The sequence below is a fragment of the Pseudogulbenkiania sp. MAI-1 genome, assembly GCF_000527175.1.
Taxonomy (GTDB): domain Bacteria; phylum Pseudomonadota; class Gammaproteobacteria; order Burkholderiales; family Chromobacteriaceae; genus Pseudogulbenkiania.
On sequence record NZ_AZUR01000001.1, the window covers coordinates 3,105,027 to 3,122,500 of the forward strand.

The 17,474-nt window shown below is 62.2% G+C and carries 9 protein-coding genes, 2 rRNA genes and 1 pseudogene (1 of these 12 only partly in view); 2 read left to right on the forward strand and 10 right to left on the reverse strand.

Features of this window, described 5'->3' with window-relative positions; genetic code table 11:
- The first annotated feature begins 10 nt into the window (after positions 1–10).
- On the forward strand, positions 11–385 hold the full coding sequence (locus tag PSEMAI1_RS0114475) for a lipoprotein (protein ID WP_024303576.1): 375 nt from the start codon (positions 11–13) through the stop codon (positions 383–385).
- A gap of 112 nt (positions 386–497) precedes the next feature.
- Positions 498–936, forward strand: a pseudogene (locus PSEMAI1_RS20675) (SDR family oxidoreductase); the annotation flags it as partial.
- A 266-nt stretch (positions 937–1,202) separates the two neighbouring features.
- On the opposite strand, the gene PSEMAI1_RS20680 reads toward PSEMAI1_RS20675, so the two are convergent.
- From PSEMAI1_RS20680 to PSEMAI1_RS0114530, 10 genes are all read right to left on the reverse strand, one after another.
- Positions 1,203–3,050, reverse strand: a complete 1,848-nt coding sequence (locus PSEMAI1_RS20680; RefSeq protein ID WP_232219925.1) for a methyl-accepting chemotaxis protein — start codon at positions 3,048–3,050, stop codon at positions 1,203–1,205.
- A gap of 362 nt (positions 3,051–3,412) precedes the next feature.
- A complete protein-coding gene (locus tag PSEMAI1_RS0114490; RefSeq protein WP_024303578.1) occupies positions 3,413–5,980 on the reverse strand; it encodes a cation-translocating P-type ATPase in 2,568 nt (855 codons plus the stop codon).
- Positions 5,981–5,990: 10 nt separating this feature from the next.
- Positions 5,991–6,755 (reverse strand): DUF2182 domain-containing protein, encoded by a 765-nt coding sequence (locus PSEMAI1_RS0114495; RefSeq protein WP_029770740.1) that lies wholly within the window; start codon positions 6,753–6,755, stop codon positions 5,991–5,993.
- Positions 6,752–7,387: a DUF1326 domain-containing protein gene (locus tag PSEMAI1_RS0114500; RefSeq protein WP_036986312.1), complete on the reverse strand. Its 636-nt coding sequence runs from the start codon at positions 7,385–7,387 to the stop codon at positions 6,752–6,754. Before PSEMAI1_RS0114500 ends, PSEMAI1_RS0114495 begins: the two co-directional genes overlap by 4 nt.
- A 119-nt stretch (positions 7,388–7,506) precedes the next feature.
- Positions 7,507–7,878, reverse strand: coding sequence for a DUF1289 domain-containing protein (locus PSEMAI1_RS0114505; RefSeq protein ID WP_024303581.1), 372 nt, complete (start codon positions 7,876–7,878; stop codon positions 7,507–7,509).
- A 24-nt stretch (positions 7,879–7,902) separates the two neighbouring features.
- A complete protein-coding gene (locus PSEMAI1_RS0114510) occupies positions 7,903–8,931 on the reverse strand; it encodes an adenosine deaminase (RefSeq protein WP_024303582.1) in 1,029 nt (342 codons plus the stop codon).
- A 68-nt stretch (positions 8,932–8,999) separates the two neighbouring features.
- Positions 9,000–10,229: a branched-chain amino acid ABC transporter substrate-binding protein gene (locus PSEMAI1_RS0114515; RefSeq protein WP_024303583.1), complete on the reverse strand. Its 1,230-nt coding sequence runs from the start codon at positions 10,227–10,229 to the stop codon at positions 9,000–9,002.
- Positions 10,230–10,369: 140 nt separating this feature from the next.
- Positions 10,370–13,987, reverse strand: a complete 3,618-nt coding sequence (putA, locus tag PSEMAI1_RS0114520) for a trifunctional transcriptional regulator/proline dehydrogenase/L-glutamate gamma-semialdehyde dehydrogenase (protein WP_024303584.1) — start codon at positions 13,985–13,987, stop codon at positions 10,370–10,372.
- Between the two features lie 415 nt (positions 13,988–14,402).
- Positions 14,403–14,516: ribosomal RNA gene (rrf, locus tag PSEMAI1_RS0114525) — 5S ribosomal RNA — on the reverse strand.
- A gap of 115 nt (positions 14,517–14,631) precedes the next feature.
- Positions 14,632–17,474: ribosomal RNA gene (locus tag PSEMAI1_RS0114530) — 23S ribosomal RNA — on the reverse strand (it continues 48 nt past the right edge of the window).

The window sequence follows — 17,474 nt, forward strand, 5'->3', positions numbered from 1 at the left end:
CGGGAACGCGATGAAACGATGGAATCTGGCAGCAAGTAGTCTGGTTTTTCTGATGACGGGCATGGCCTGGGCCGGCGACGCACCAGTCACCAAGACCCAGGGCGTACTGACCGACACGCGCGGCATGACGCTCTACACCTTCGACAAGGACGTGGCCGGCAGCGGCAAGAGCGCTTGCAACGGCGAATGCCCCGCCATCTGGCCGCCGCTGCGCGCGGATAGCGGCGCCATTCCGACGGGTGAGCTCTCGGTCATCACCCGTGACGATGGCAGCAAGCAATGGGCGTACAAGGGCAAGCCACTGTATTACTTCGCGAAGGATCAGGCGGCGGGCGACACCCTGGGAGACAACGTCAAGAACGTCTGGCATCTGGTCCGGGAATAATCCGCTCCAGTCCTCCCACCCGCGAAGAGACGATTCTCATGCCTCAAGAAAAAAACCGTTACACCGTATTGGCCACCCTTTTGCTGACCGGGCTGGCGCACGCCCCGCCTACAACGTGTCCGCCTACAGCTTCCCGGCGCTGGCCAAGGCTGCTCGCCCGATGATGAAGGGCCGCAATGGCGCCCTGCTGACCCTGTCCTACCTCGGCGCCGTGCGCGCCATCCCGCACTACAACGTGATGGGGCTGGCCAAAGCCAGCCTGGAAGCCTCGGTGCGCTTCATGGCCGCCATGGGTGGGCAAGGACGGCATCCATGTCAACGGCATTTCCGCCGGCCCGATCAAGACCCTGGCCGCTTCCGGCATCTCCGGCTTCTCCAAGCTGCTGTCGATCGCCGCCAACCAGTCCTGCCTGCGCCGCAATGTGACCACCGAAGAAGTCGGCAACACCGCCGCCTTCCTGCTGTCCGACCTGGCCTCCGGCATCACCGGCGAGATCACCTACGTAGACGGCGGTTTCAACATCAACTCGATGAACGTGCCGGAAGAGTAAGCACCAGACTTGTGGGGAGTGAGGAAAGGAACCGCGCAGTTCATGAAAATGCCATTGCGACTCTGCGGCGCCATGGCGGTTGGCTCTAGCCGAGCTTAAGCGAGCTGCGGTCACCTGCGTTTTTCAGCCTACCCCACCACCACCTTATCGGGGCATCGATTCAAGGAATCGATGCCCCGATTGTTTTGTTCCGTTCCCAAACAAGCGGTGTAGATGTCTAGTCCCGGCACGAGAAAACGGCCCTGGCAGCGCAGGTTACGGGATGCTCAAACCGGCACGACGCGGTACTGGCTGATGGCCAAGGCCAGACTCCCCGACAACTGGTCAAGACTTTCAGCGTGGCGGCTGTTGCTGTTTGCCACAACGCTGTTTGCCTCGGTCATTCGCGCGATTTGCTCGATGTTCTGCGCGATGCCGCGCAAGGCCTGATCCTGCTCTTCGATCGCCCCGACAATATTCAGCATATGTTGAGTGATCCGTTGCGAACCCTCGTCGATATGCCCCAAGCCCTGTTCGCTGGCACTGACCGACTGCAAGCTGATCTGTGAGAGTTTGTCGGCCCTCTGCATGCCGCTGACAGTGGTACCGATTCGTTGCTGCACCGCCTGTATCAGCACCGCAATCTCTGCAGTCGCCGTAGCGGTGCGTACCGCCAGGCTCCTAACTTCATCCGCCACCACAGCGAAGCCACGCCCCATCTCGCCCGCCCGCGCCGCCTCGATGGCCGCATTGAGCGCCAGCAGATTGGTTTGCTCGGCAATCTCCTTGATGACATTGATGATGCCGCCGATTTGTTTGGAACTGTCGTCGAGCAAGCGGATATTGCTGCTCGACTCGTGAATCTGGGCCGCAATCTGCCTGACCTGCTGTACGGTTTCATGCATCACTTGCAGGGCCCGACCCGTTTCATTCCTGGTCTGATGCACCAGTTCCATCACCGAACGGGCACTCCCGGCCACCTCGCTCATGCTGGCCGAGGTCTGCTCCACCGCGGCGGCCACCGAAGAGGCCGCTTCGGACTGTAGCTGTGCGCTTTGCTTTACCTGCACGCTGCTCTCCGCCACTTGCGAGGCGACCACCCCCATGTTCTGGCCGCAACGCTGCGTATCCAGGATCAGGCTCGAGAAGGACTGCAGCATATGGTTGAAGGCCGTCGCGATCTGCCGGGCCTCGAGCACGCCCTTGGCCGAAACCGTGCGGGACAAGTCGCGGTTGGCGACGGTTTGCTCCACTGCATCGGCGACACTCAACAAGGGACGGCCAATGCTGCGCCCCACCCACAATCCAACCAGGGCAGTCAGCAGCATGGTCATCCCGCCGGCCACCATCACGAACCACAGATTGCGCCACGCAAGCCCCTCTTGGGCCTGCGTCTGAGCCTGGATACTGGCGGTCAACTGCTGTTCGATGGCAAACAGGGCATCGATTTTGGCGGTAATGGCAGCAAACCACTGCTCGGCGTTGACCCCGAAGCCCCCTTCGGCAAAATGCATCTCCATCAGATCGCGGTATTGTTGTACCTGGCGGGCCTGCGGGCTTTGCATCACCGCGGCGACACCGGCCATCTCATCCGGCCGGGCGAGCGTATTGAACACCTCGAAGAGGGTGTTCTGACTGTCGATCCTGGACAGAATCAGGCGGTATTGTGGCCACGTCACTGTGTCGCCGATAAATACCGGCACCGACAATGCCCGTTCCAGGCCGGCATTCTCCTTGGCCAGGATCAGCGTCTGGTAAGCCTGCAAACGGCGCACGATATCGGCCTGATCGTTTTGCCGGCCCAATACGGCGATGGTCTTCATCAGCTGAGCGATGGCATGGGTGAAATAGGCGGAGCTTTGTGCCGGTAATGTGCTCTGCCGAATAATCTTCTGCCGCCAGTCAGCCAGTTGCTGCAGTTGCCGTTGCGCATTGTCGGTCATCGAGGCATCGAGCAGCACTCGGTCTTGCGAGATGGACTGCAGATACACCCGCAGTTTGTGATCGGAGGCCCGCTGGACAGCGGGTAACTTGTCGGCGAACTTGGCGCCGTGTGACTGCAAAAATCCGGCGGACGCACCGCGCTCGATTTGCAGCGTGTGAATCAGGTTGCCGGTGGCGATAGCCACTTCCATCAGTTACCGCGTCGTCCTGGCTTTTTGGTACTCGGTATAGTTTTGCCAGATCAGCACCAGAGAAAAACATGACAGCACCAGCAAGGGCACCAACATGAGTAATACCAGCCGCCTTCCAATGGTCGAAAACATAATGCACCACCTCATAATATGTCATTTATATAAATATTATGAAAAATGCATTCGTATATATTTGAGTCAAATCAATCCATTTAACTAATAAAAAATCTTAAACTTAAATTTACAAAAAACCTTGCGAGAAGAAACATTCCTCGAAATATCCACGCGAGTCTTCATTGCCGGACAAGGTCAAGCCAAGGCAAGATCGGCCGGACCTTGCTGTTTTCACGTCGAGAAGGTACCTAGCCGCCACCCTGCTCCGCGTCCACCACAACCCCGCGCCGACCGTTCCGCAGCAAGCCGGCCAGCAGGTAGATACCTGCGGCTGCGAAGAAGCAATAGAGGTACTGCCACGCCGTCACCGGCCCGAAGCGGAACAAGGCCGCCAGCGGCTTAAGCTGGGTCACCAGCAGCAGCATGCCGAGGGTGATGCCGATCACCCACCACAAGGCGTGGTTACGCTCCCGGCGGTGAGCACCCGGGTCGCGATTGCGGAACACCAGCGCCAGGTTGCCCATGACCAGCGTCAGGAACGCCATGCTGCGCGCTTCGTCGGCGCCCGCACCGAGCAGCACGGCCCCGGTGTAGAGCACCAGCACGCCGGCCAGCAGCACGCTCCCCTGCCATAAGCTACGCGCCAACAAGCGGCGCGAGAACAGCGGCTCGCCAGCCGGCCGCGGCGGGCGCCGCATCAGGCCGGGATGAGCGGTTTCGTTCTCGAACACGATCGAGCCGACCGGGTCGATCACCAGTTCCAGGAACACCACATGGGCCGGCGCCAGCAGCAGCGGCCAGCCGACCAGCAGCGGCACGATGGTCAGGCCGATCATCGGCAGATGCACGGCGATCACGTAGGTGACCGCCTTCACCAGGTTGTCGTAACTGCGCCGCCCCTGCCGCATCGCATCGACGATGGCGGTGAAGTTGTCGTCGAGCAGGACCAGCGCCGCCGCCTCGCGTGCGATCTGGGTGCCGCGCCGTCCCATGGCGATGCCGATGTGCGCCGCGCGCAAGGCGGGAGCATCGTTGACACCGTCGCCGGTCATCGCCACCACCTCGCCGTTGGCCTTGAGCGCCTCGACCAGCCGCAGCTTCTGGTGTGGTCGCACGCGGGCGAACACGCAGGCCTCGCGCACCACGCTACACAGCGCCGCATCGTCCAGTTGCTCCAGCATCTCGCCGCTGACCACCATGCCGTCGTCGATGCCGGCCTGACGGGCCACCGCCCGCGCCGTGACGGGATAATCGCCGGTGATCATCACCAGCCGCACCCCGGCCTGGCGGCACTGCGCGATGGCGTCGGGCACCTCGGCGCGCACCGGGTCGGCGAGCCCGACCAGGCCGAGGAATTCGAACTCGAAATCATGCTGGTGCGACGGCCACTCGGCCCCGTCGTGGCGCGCCTTGGCCACAGCCAGCACACGCAGTCCTTGCTCGGCGAGGGCTTCGACCTCATGCATCAGTTGCGCGCACTGCGCCTCGCTCAGGTGGCACAGATCGAACACGGCCTCCGGCGCGCCCTTGCTGGCCACCGGGTAATAGTCCCGGTCCGGCGCGGTCCAGCCGTGACTCATCGCCTGCAGCTGCGGCGTCAGCTCGTACTCCTGGGTCAGCGCCCAGTCGGGACGCAGGTGCTCGGTACCGGCGAGACAGCTGTTGCCGAGGCGGTGAAAGGCCCGCTCCATCGGGTCGATCGGGTCGATTTCGCTGGCCAGGATCAGGTACTCGAGGAGTTCGTGGTACGGTTCGTCCAGCGTGGTGAGCGTGTCGTCGATCACCTGCAGACGGCCATCGACGTAGAGCCGGCGCACCGCCATGCGGTTGTGGGTCAGCGTGCCGGTCTTGTCGACGCACAGCACGCTGGTCTGCCCCAGCGTCTCGATGGCGTTGAGACGCCGCGTCAGCACGCCCACCTGAGCGATGCGCCGCGCACCGAGCGCCATGAACACGGTCAGGATCACCGGGAACTCCTGCGGCAGGATGCCCATCGCCAGCGTGATGCCCGCCAACAGGCCGTTGAGCCAGTTGCCGCGGGTGAGCCCGTACAACACCAGCACGCCCAGGCAGAGCACCAGCCCGTACACGGCCAGACGGCGTACCGCGTGGCGGGTTTCCAGCTGCAGCGGGGACGCTGGTTGCTCGATTCCGCCCAACATCCGGCCAATCTTGCCCAGCTCGGTCTCCTTGCCGGTGGCGCAGACCCGCATCACCCCCTGCCCCTGCACCACCAGCGAGCCGGCATAGGCGAAGGGGGTATCATCGCCGCCAGGGTCGCCCACCCTGGCCGCGCCGGCCAGGCCGGCGAGCTTGCGCACCGGCACCGACTCGCCGCTCAGCTGCGATTCGTCCAGCGACAGCTCGTTGGCCACCAGCAGCATACCGTCGGCCGGCACCCGGTCGCCCTCGCCGATCAGCACGATGTCGCCCGGCACCAACTCGGTGGCGACGACAATTTTCTGCTCCCCTGCTCGACGCACCACCGCGCGCGGACTGGCCAATTCACGCAGCGTCTCCAGCACGCGCTCGGTGCGCCGCTCCTGCAGCACCGTCATCATCACCACGACCAGCACGAAGCCCAGCAGCAGCAGCGCCTCGCGTACGTCGCCGAGCAGCAGATAAATCGAACCCGCCACCAAGAGCAGCAGGAACATCGGTTCGCGCAGGATTTCGCGGGTGAGCCGCCACAGCGTGCGGCGTGGTTCGGCAAACAGGATGTTGGGACCGACGCGGGCCAGCAGGGCGGCGGCCTCGGCATCGCTCAGGCCATCTGGCAGGTGGTTCGGCACGGCACGGGAAAAATCGGCAGGCATCTCGACGGACTCATCGCAGCCAGATCGCCACGCCCCAAGCCATCAGCACGCCACCGATCAGGCGGCTGCCCCAGCGCCCGAACGGCACCAGCTTCTCCAGCAGCACGAAGGCGCTGAGCAAGGCCACCCACAGCAGGTTCATCACCCCGACCACGAACAGCAGCCCCATCACCGCCCAGCAGCAACCCAGGCAATACAGGCCATGCGCCATCCCCATGCGCAACGCCCCGCTTGCCCCGGCATGCCAGTGGCTGAACAGGAAATTCAGCGGCGAGCGGCAGTGGCCGAGACAGGTCTCTTTGAGCGGCAGCCATTGGTAGACGCCGGCCAGCAACAGGATGCCGCCGCCCAGCCAGGGACTGGCGATGGCGAGCGATGCCGTCAGCAGCGACGACTGGTCGAGCCACCATTGCAGCAGCGTGGCGGCAATGCTGAAACCGCTCCACACCAGCAGGTAGGCGGCGGCGAACAGCAGCACCTGCCACGCCGCCTCACGGCGGGATTGGCGCTGGCCCGCCACCAGCTGATAGAGCAGGATCATCGGCAGCGCGCTGGGCAGCATCATCCCGGCCATCATCACCGCCCACATCGCCCAGGCCAGCAGGAAATCGGCCGGCCGCCAGGGCATCGCCATTGGCGCCTCCATCACCATGCCGGCCATGCCCATCGCCGGCATGGTCTCGCCCAGCCGCCACAGGGCCAGCCAGGCCAGCCCGCTCAGGGCGAGCAGGCACAATAGCACCGGCCATTGCCCGGGGCGCAGAGCATGCCTCAACGGACCACACCGTGGCCGGTCAGGTGCAGACGGGCGAAGTGGCCGTGCCCCTGTTGCGAAGCAATGGAGATGGAACCTTGCGTGGCGTAGCTGCCGCTGGCCATCTCGGCCTCGGTGAACTCGAAGCCGTCCGGCAGCGTCAGGCGCGCCCGCTGCGCCGCGCCGGTCACCGGATTGCGGATCGGCTCGCCGCTCGCCTCCAGCACACCCGGAATCGAGGTCCGGGCCACGCGGTTGTCAGGATCGACCGAGAACGAAATCGGCACGAACTGCGGTTCGTAGACCTGGCTGAGCGTCGTGCTGAAGATCTGGAACACGTTGGCGCCGGGATCGGAATGCTGCCCGGACAGGATGGTCAGCAGCGCCTCGCGCTGTGCCGGGCTGGCTCTGTCCTCGACGTAAAGCTGGCAACTGCCGTTGCCCTGGTGGATGGCCCCCGGCCAGGCGAACACGCCGACCCAGCTGAGCCCGTCCAGGTTGACGTCGCCAAACTGCCCCTGGTCGATGTGCATCGACACCACCGCCTCGCATTTGCCGTGCGTGGGCGGCGAACTGAACTGGCAAGGACAGCCCCAGTTGCAATTGCAGGTGGCAAACTCGACACCTTGCAGGCGCCATTCGATCATGTCCATCGCACCCTCCTGTCCGGCAACCGTCATCGCAACACGCCATGGCGTTCAGCTTTAACCCTAGCAGATGGGACAGCCGGCAGTGGCCGGAACGAGAGAGGGCAAGGAAGAGGGAAAGAGGCTCAGAACGGCGCGGGCAGGCCACGTGCGGCGTAGGCCTGGCGCAAGGTCTCGCGCAGGCAGGGTGGGCATAGACAGTCGCCGCCGGCCGGCATCAGCGGCAGCACCGGCGGCAGCTCGCCACACCAGCAGCCGCCGTCCTGCCCGCCTTCACCACAACGAAATCCGGCGCCGCAACGGTGGCAGCTCTTGGTTTCGACTTGCCGCGGCAGCGCCAGCAGACGGGCCCAGACCGCCCGTTTTTCCGCTTCGTCGAACCCCGACCAGCCGGCGATCTCGTCCAGCGTACGATGGCAGCCGAGACAGGTCTGGCCTGCCTCGTCGAGCCGGCATTGCTTGATGCAAGGCGACGGGGTCAGCTTGCCCTCGCTCATGCCCCTTCTCCTGATACCACTCGTTCAGGCCGCCATCCACTCGGCGTGGATACGCGCCACCTCGGCCAGCCAACGCTGCTTGTCGGCCTCCGGCAGCCAGCTCGCCTCGAAGCTGTTGTTGACCAGCGTGACCACCTCGTCCGCACTCAGCTCGAGCGCCTGACGGCAGGCCAGCAGGTTGTCGTTGAGATAGCCGCCGAAGTAAGCCGGGTCGTCGGAGTTGACCATGGCCTTGAGGCCGGCCTCGAGCAAGCGGCGCAGATTGTGCTCGGCCAGCTCGCCCACCACCTTCAGGCGCACGTTGGACAGCGGGCACACCGTCAACGGCATCCCGATCTCGGCCAGCCGCTTCACCAGCGCCGGGTCTTCCAGACTGCGCACGCCGTGATCGATGCGGCAGACCTTGAGCAGTTCCAGCGCCTCCCACACGTAGTCCGGCGGGCCCTCCTCGCCGGCGTGCGCCACACACGGCAGGCCCAGCTCATGGCAACGCGCGAACAGCATGGCGAACTTGGACGGCGGATGGCCCAACTCGCTCGAATCGAGCCCGAAACCGTCGATGCGGTCGAGATAGGGCAAGGCCTCGGCCAGGGTGGCGAAGCCCTCGTCCTCGGACAGGTGGCGCAGGAACGACAGGATCAGCCGCGAACTCATGCCCCACTCCGCCCGCGCCTCATCCAGCGCGTCGCGAATGCCGTCGAGCACGGTGACGAAGGGAATGCCGCGCGCGGTGTGCGTCTGCGGGTCGAAGAAGATCTCGACGTGCACCACGTTGTCGGCGTGGGCGCGTTGCAGGTAGGCGCGGGTCAGATCGTAGAAGTCCTGGCGTGTCTGCAGCACGCCCGCACCGGCGTAGTACAGATCGAGGAAGGACTGCAGGTTGCTGAAATCATAGGCGGCTCGCACTGCCTCCACACTGGCGTAGGGCAAGGTGACACCGTTGCGCTGCGCCAGCGAGAACATCATTTCCGGTTCCAGCGTGCCCTCGATATGCAGATGCAGCTCGGTTTTGGGCAAGCGACGGATCAAGTCGTCGACATCCTGGCTGGCCATGGTCGTTCTCCAATGAAAAAAACGGCGCAGTATACACTGCGCCGTTGTGGTTTCCCGGACAGGCGGAATTACTGGGCAGCCGAAGCGGCGGCCGGAGCAGCGGCGGCGGCGCCTCCGCCGATGGTCTCCAGCACTTTCCACGCGCCGTTTTCCACCTTGTAAACGGTGATGCCACCGTTTTTCAGATCACCCTTCTCATCATAGGAAAGGTTCGAGGTGGTCACCGCATTGGTGTTCTCGATCTTGGCCAGCACCGGCAGGTACTTGGCCGGATCGGCCGAGTTGGCCTGCTTCATCGCTTCGATCATGGTGCGGGTGGCATCGTAGCCGTACGGCGAGTAGGTCGCCACGTCCATGTTGAAGCGCGCCTTGTAGCGGCTGGCGTAATCCGGGCCCTTCGGCATCTGTTCCAGCGGCAGACCTGCCAGCGAGGCGATGGAGCCTTCGGCCTCCTTGCCTGCCAGTTGCAGGAAGGTCGGGGTCTTGGTCATTTCGCCGGAAATCAGCGGAGCCTTGATGCCCAGGCGCTTCATCTGCTTGGCCATCGGCGCGGACTGAGCGTCGGCACCACCGTAGAAGATCACGTCCGGATTGGACGACTTGATCGAGGTCAGAATCGCGGCAAAGTCGGTAGCCTTGTCGTTGGTGAACTCGCGTTTCACCACGTTGCCGCCGGCAGCCTTGACCGCCTTCTCGAACTCGTCGGCCAGACCCTGGCCGTAAGCGGTACGGTCGTCGACGATAACGATCTTCTTGGCACCGAGCTTCTCGACGGCAAACTTGCCCATCACGCTACCCTGCTGGGTATCGGAGGTCATCGAGCGGAAGGTGTTCTTGTAGCCCTGAGCGGTGAACACCGGCGAGGTCGCCATGGCGATCATCGGGATGCCGGCGTCGGAGTAGATCTTGGAGGCCGGGATGGAAGTGCCCGAGTTGAAGTGGCCGATGATGCCGTTCACCTTCTCGTCGACGAACTTCTGCGCCACCTGGGTCGCGGTCTTCGGGTCGGCCTGGTCGTCTTCGGCTACCAGCTCGAACTTGACCGGCTTGCCGTCGATGGTCGGCTTCTCGGCGTTGGCGTCTTCGATCGCCAGGGTCACACCGTTCTTGTATTCCTCGCCGTAGTGAGCCTGCGGGCCGGTCAGCGGAGCGGCAAAGCCGATCTTGACCGTGGTCTCGGCAGACGGAGCGCCACCAGCAGCCTGCTCGGCGGCCGGTTCCTCTTTCTTGCCGCAGGCGGAAACCGCCAGGGCGGCAGCTACGGCGAACGAGATCGTGGTCAGCTTGGTCACTTGCATCGTTTTTCCTCTGTTTGTAGTCAGGATTTTCTCCCACACCAACCGGTAGATCGGCGCGGATGTCACTGCAGTTGATATCAAACGCTTTGTAAAACGTGTGGCGGCATTATTCCAATCCCGCCACCCCATGACAAGCCCGATCAGTCTCCCATACTCATCAGGCTGGCATTTCCTCCCGCGGCCGTGGTATTTACGCTAACCGCGCGCTCCACCACCAGCCGGTGCAGATTGATGTCGTCCGAGTCGGCCGCCAGCAGCTGGATCAGCGCCCCGTCGCGCGCGGCCAGACGGCGCTGCAGCTGATCCGCTGCATCCGCCTTGCCGGCAAACAGCACGCCAGCGACATCGGCTTCCACTACATCACGGCTCAGCTCGACGTAACCATTCAGCTTCCCGGCCAGCTTGCGCGTGCTCTCACTCTCCTCCAGCACCGCGCGGTTGCCGGTGGCGAACACCGCGATCAACTGCCGCAGCAGGCCTTCGGTCGACGACGCCACGCAGCCGATCTTGCCACGCGGCGCAAACAGCAGCGAGTTGTTCTCGCCGGTCGGCCCCGGCAGCTCCACCCCATGCGCCAGTGGCGTGTGCCGGCTCGCCTCGCCCAGTGCCTGACGCAGGCGAGACTGGGTCGACGCATCCAACCCGAATCCACCCAGCTCGGCGTCGAGCTTCTGCAGCGCCGGCAATTTGGCCGACTGCGGGGTCAGCTTCAGCGCCGGCTGCCACTTGGCGCGGGTCAGGCGGTACAGGTAGAACGGACCGCCGGCCTTAGGTCCGGTGCCGGACTTGCCCTCGCCGCCGAACGGCTGCACCCCGACCACGGCGCCGACGATGTTGCGGTTGACGTAGACGTTGCCCACCTTGATGCGCGACACGATGCGCTCGATGGTCTCGTCGATACGGCTGTGGATGCCGTGGGTCAGGCCATAGCCGGTGCTATTGATCTCGTCCACCACGCGGTCGATGTCGGATGCCTCGAAACGCAGCACGTGCAGCACCGGGCCGAACACCTCGCGGGTCAGATCCTTCAGGCTGTCGATCTCGAACATGGTCGGCGGCACGAAGGTGCCCTGGCCGGCGTTTTCGGGCAGCTTGGCCTGATAGGTCCAGCGCGCCCGCGCCTTCATCTTGTCGATATGCGCCAGCAGATTCTGCTGCGCCTCGGCGTCGATCACCGGTCCGACGTCGGTGGTGAGCTGAGCCGGATTGCCCACGGTCAGCTCATCCATCGCCCCCTTGATCATGCGGATCACCTTGTCGGCGATGTCGCTCTGCAGGTAGAGCACGCGCAGCGCCGAGCAGCGCTGGCCGGCCGAATCGAAGGCCGAGGACAGCACATCGGCCACCACCTGTTCCGGCAGCGCCGAGCTGTCGACGATCATCGCGTTCTGGCCACCGGTCTCCGCCACCAGCGGCACCTCGCCACCGCGCTGCGCCAGCGTACGGTGGATGATCTGCGCCACTTCGGTCGATCCGGTGAAGATCACGCCCTGGATACGCGGATCGCGCGTCAGCGCGGCGCCGACCACTTCGCCGCGGCCCGGCAGCAATTGCAGCACGTCGCGCGGCACACCGGCCTCGTGGAACAGGCGCACGGCAAAAGCGGCAATCAGGCTGGTCTGCTCGGCCGGCTTGGCCAGTACCGGGTTACCGGCGGCCAGGGAGGCACTCACCTCGCCGGTGAAGATCGCCAGCGGGAAGTTCCACGGGCTGATGCACACCACCGGCCCCAGCGGCGCATGGCTGGCATTGTCAAACTCGGCACGGATCTGCGCGGCGTAATAGCGGCAGAAATCGACCGCCTCGCGCACTTCGGCGATAGCGTTGGTCAAGGTCTTGCCGGCCTCGCGCACCGCCAGGCCCATCAGCGCCGGCATATTGTCTTCCATCAGCGTCGCCATGCGCTCGAGGCAGGCGGCGCGCTCGGCCACCGGCGTTTCAGCCCAGCGTGCCGCGGCGCTTTCCGCCAGATCCAGCGCACGCGCCACATCGGCCTCGGTCGCTTCATACACCTGACCGACGATATCGTTGCGGTCGGCCGGATTGCGCACTGGCTGCGGTTCGGCCGTGGTCACCTCGCCGTCGCCCAGCAGCGGGCAGGTCTGCCAGTACTGCTTTTCAGATTCCATCAGCCCCAGTTGCAGGGTCGCGAGCACCTGCTCGTTGGACAGGTCCAGGCCACGCGAATTGGCGCGCTCGGCACCGTACAGCTCCAGCGGCAGCGGAATCTTGGCGTGCGGCTGGCCGCCGTGACGCGCGGCCTCCGCCACCGGATCCTGCACCAGTTCGTCGATCGACACCGATTCATCGACGATACGGTTGACGAAGGACGAGTTGGCGCCGTTCTCCAGCAGACGGCGCACCAGGTAGGCCAGCAGCGTTTCGTGCGAGCCGACCGGTGCGTAGATACGGCAGGCCCGGCCCAGGTTGGCCGAACCGACCACCTGGTCGTACAAGGTCTCGCCCATGCCGTGCAGGCACTGGAACTCGTAATCCTTGTCGCCGGCCAGCGTGTGAATGGCCGACAGGCTGTAAGCATTGTGCGTGGCGAACTGCGGATAGATCGCGTCCTGGGCCGACAGCAGCTTCTTGGCGCATGCCAGGTAGGACACGTCGGTGTACACCTTGCGCGTGTACACCGGGTAGCCCGGCAAGCCATCCACCTGGGCACGCTTGATCTCGGCGTCCCAGTAGGCACCCTTCACCAGACGCACCATGAAACGATGCTTGGTGCGGCGCGCCAGATCGATCAGGAAGTCGATCACGTAAGGACAGCGCTTCTGGTAGGCCTGTACCACGATGCCGATACCTTCGAAACCAGCCAGGTCCGGATCGTTGGCCAAGGCCTCGACCAGGTCCATCGAGATTTCCAGGCGGTCAGCCTCCTCGGCATCGATGTTCAAACCGATATTGTATTCTTTGGCCAGCAGGAACAGCTGCTTCAGGCGCGGCAGCAGCTCGCCCATCATGCGCTCATGCTTGGCACGGGCGTAGCGCGGATGGATGGCGGACAGCTTCACCGAGATGCCCGGCCCCTGGTAGACGCCACGGCCGTTGGACGCCTTGCCGATGGCGTGGATCGCCATCACGTAGTCGTCGAAGTAGCGCTGCGCGTCCTCCTCGGTCATCGCCGCCTCGCCCAGCATGTCGTAGCTGAAACGGTAGCCGCGCGACTCGCGCTCGACGCCGTTGTCCAGCGCCTCGCCGATGGTCTCACCGGTCACGAACTGCTTGCCCAGCATGCGCATCGCCATGTCCACGCCCTTGCGGATCAGCGGCTCGCCGCCCTTGGCGATCAGTTTGGTCATCGCCGCCGACAGGCCCTTGGCGCTGTGCGAAGCCACCAGCTTGCCGGTCACCAGCAAGCCCCAGGCCGCGGCGTTGACGAACAGCGACGAACTGTTACCGAGGTGGGCGCTCCAGTCGCCCTTGCTGATCTTGTCGCGGATCAGGCGATCGGCCGTCTCGCGGTCGGGAATGCGCAGCAGCGCCTCGGCCAGGCACATCAGGGCGATCCCCTCCTGGCTCGACAGCGAAAACTCGTGCATCAAGGCGTCCACCCCGCTGGCCCGGGTCCGTTCCTTGCGAACACGCGACACCAGACGACGCGCCAGATCCTGAGCCGTGCGTACCTCCGCCTCGCTCATCGCCGCCTGCGGCAGCAAGGCTTGTACACACTCCCGCTCGTCACGGCGGTAAGCCGCAGTGATCGCGTCCCTGAGCGGCGACTGGGTATGGGCAAACACCTCAAATTGCATCTTGAACTCCTGCTCTATGTATCAGCTTCGGCTAACAACGAATTTTTGACTATTGTATACATTATTTATTGCGCGTGTAGAAATATAGCCAAGGCACGTCAGGAAAGCCGGAAAACAGGGAAAAACTGTGGCAAAACCCCACTGGACGGGGCTGCGCCTGTTGCACGAGGACAACGCAAAGTTTCTTACCGTTGTAGACGAAAATGCCGAGAAGGAAACAAACGCATGGACAAGCGTGAAATGAGACCACTGCGCCAGGGTAACTGTTCCCCTTGCCGGGCCAGTGGAGGACTTTCACCTCCCAGTCACCCAAGTGGCCACCACAGCCCGTCAAGTTGCACTTGCGCGCAACGCACCCCGCCGGGCGCACAATGCAAAAAGCCCAGCTCGGTTGAGCTGGGCTTTCTTGAGGGGAGTCTGGCGGTGTCCTACTTTCACACGGCAAGGCCGCACTATCATCGGCGCTAAGGCGTTTCACGGTCCTGTTCGGGATGGGAAGGAGTGGGACCACCTCGCTAAGGCCGCCAGACATAAACTGTCAACAAACTGGAAGAAGCCTGGAAGCCTGTCGGCTTCCATTTCGAATTTGGGTAATCGATCGTACGTCGCACACTTCACCGCGTGGCCCAAGCCACTCAAATGATAGGATCAAGCCTCACGAGCAATTAGTATCGGTTAGCTTCACGCCTCACAGCGCTTCCACACCCGACCTATCAACGTCCTGGTCTCGAACGACTCTTCAGGAGGATCAAGTCCTCAGGGAAGTCTCATCTTCAGGCGAGTTTCCCGCTTAGATGCTTTCAGCGGTTATCTCTTCCGCACTTAGCTACCCGGCAATGCCACTGGCGTGACAACCGGTACACCAGAGGTGCGTCCACTCCGGTCCTCTCGTACTAGGAGCAGCCCCCGTCAAACTTCCAACGCCCACTGCAGATAGGGACCAAACTGTCTCACGACGTTTTGAACCCAGCTCACGTACCACTTTAAATGGCGAACAGCCATACCCTTGGGACCGGCTACAGCCCCAGGATGTGATGAGCCGACATCGAGGTGCCAAACTCCGCCGTCGATGTGAACTCTTGGGCGGAATCAGCCTGTTATCCCCGGAGTACCTTTTATCCGTTGAGCGATGGCCCTTCCATTCAGAACCACCGGATCACTATGTCCTGCTTTCGCACCTGCTCGACTTGTCGGTCTCGCAGTTAAGCCACCTTTTGCCATTGCACTATCAGCACGATTTCCGACCGTACCTAGGTGACCTTCGAACTCCTCCGTTACACTTTGGGAGGAGACCGCCCCAGTCAAACTGCCTACCATGCACTGTCCCCGATCCGGATCACGGACCAAGGTTAGAACCTCAAACACACCAGGGTGGTATTTCAAGGGCGGCTCCACCAGAACTGGCGTCCTGGTTTCATAGCCTCCCACCTATCCTACACAAGTCTGTTCAAAGTCCAATGCAAAGCTACAGTAAAGGTTCACGGGGTCTTTCCGTCTAGCAGCGGGGAGATTGCATCTTCACAAACATTTCAACTTCGCTGAGTCTCAGGAGGAGACAGTGTGGCCATCGTTACGCCATTCGTGCGGGTCGGAACTTACCCGACAAGGAATTTCGCTACCTTAGGACCGTTATAGTTACGGCCGCCGTTTACCGGGGCTTCGATCAAGAGCTTGCACCCCATCACTTAACCTTCCGGCACCGGGCAGGCGTCACACCGTATACGTCCACTTTCGTGTTGGCACAGTGCTGTGTTTTTGATAAACAGTCGCAGCCACCGATTCTCTGCGACCTCTCGAGGCTTCGAACGCGAGGTCCTACACCCTAAGAGGCATACCTTCTCCCGAAGTTACGGTATCAATTTGCCGAGTTCCTTCTCCTGAGTTCTCTCAAGCGCCTTAGAATTTTCATCCTGCCCACCTGTGTCGGTTTGCGGTACGGTTCTCGTATAGCTGAAGCTTAGTGGCTTTTCCTGGAAGCGTGGTATCAGTCACTTCGGCTCCGTAGAGCCTCGTCATCACGTCTCGGTGTTAATAGAGCGGCGGATTTGCCTACCGCTCCCACCTACCGGCTTAAACCAGGACGTCCAACACCTGGCTGACCTAACCTTCTCCGTCCCCACATCGCACTATACGAGAGTACGGGAATATTGACCCGTTTCCCATCGACTACGCTTTTCAGCCTCGCCTTAGGGGCCGACTCACCCTACGCCGATGAACGTTGCGTAGGAAACCTTGGGCTTTCGGCGAGCGGGCTTTTCACCCGCTTTATCGCTACTCATGTCAGCATTCGCACTTCTGATATCTCCAGCATGCCTTACGACACACCTTCACAGACCTACAGAACGCTCCCCTACCATCTGCACCTAAGTGCAAATCCGCGGCTTCGGTTATCAGTTTGAGCCCCGTTACATCTTCCGCGCAGGACGACTCGACCAGTGAGCTATTACGCTTTCTTTAAATGATGGCTGCTTCTAAGCCAACATCCTGGCTGTCTGGGCCTTCCCACTTCGTTTACCACTTAACTGATCATTTGGGACCTTAGCCGGCGGTCTGGGTTGTTTCCCTCTTGACGATGGACGTTAGCACCCACCGTCTGTCTCCCATGCTCGCACTTTCCGGTATTCTGAGTTTGCCATGGTTTGGTAAATCGCAATGACCCCCTAGCCATAACAGTGCTTTACCCCCGGAAGTGATACATGAGGCACTACCTAAATAGTTTTCGGGGAGAACCAGCTATCTCCGAGTTTGTTTAGCCTTTCACCCCTATCCACAGCTCATCCCCTAGTTTTGCAACACTAGTGGGTTCGGACCTCCAGTGCGTGTTACCGCACCTTCATCCTGGCCATGGATAGATCACTCGGTTTCGGGTCTACGCCCAGCAACTCAATCGCCCTGTTCGGACTCGGTTTCCCTACGCCTCCCCTATTCGGTTAAGCTCGCTACTGAACGTAAGTCGCTGACCCATTATACAAAAGGTACGCAGTCACCCCTTACAGGGCTCCCACTGTTTGTATGCATCCGGTTTCAGGTTCTATTTCACTCCCCTCCCGGGGTTCTTTTCGCCTTTCCCTCACGGTACTGGTTCACTATCGGTCGATCACGAGTATTTAGCCTTGGAGGATGGTCCCCCCATCTTCAGACAGGATTTCGCGTGTCCCGCCCTACTTGTCGTACGCCTAGTCCTTGGAATGCGTTTTCGTGTACGGGGCTATCACCCACTATGGCGGCCATTTCCAGAGCCTTCCACTAACACAATCCATAACACGTACAAGCTGTTCCGCGTTCGCTCGCCACTACTGACGGAATCTCGGTTGATTTCTGTTCCTGCGGGTACTTAGATGTTTCAGTTCTCCGCGTTCGCTCTACTCTGCCTATGTGTTCAGCAGAGAGTACCTATTGCTAGGTGGGTTTCCCCATTCGGACATCTCCGGATCATCGCTCTATTGCCAGCTCCCCGAAGCTTTTCGCAGGCTTACACGTCCTTCAT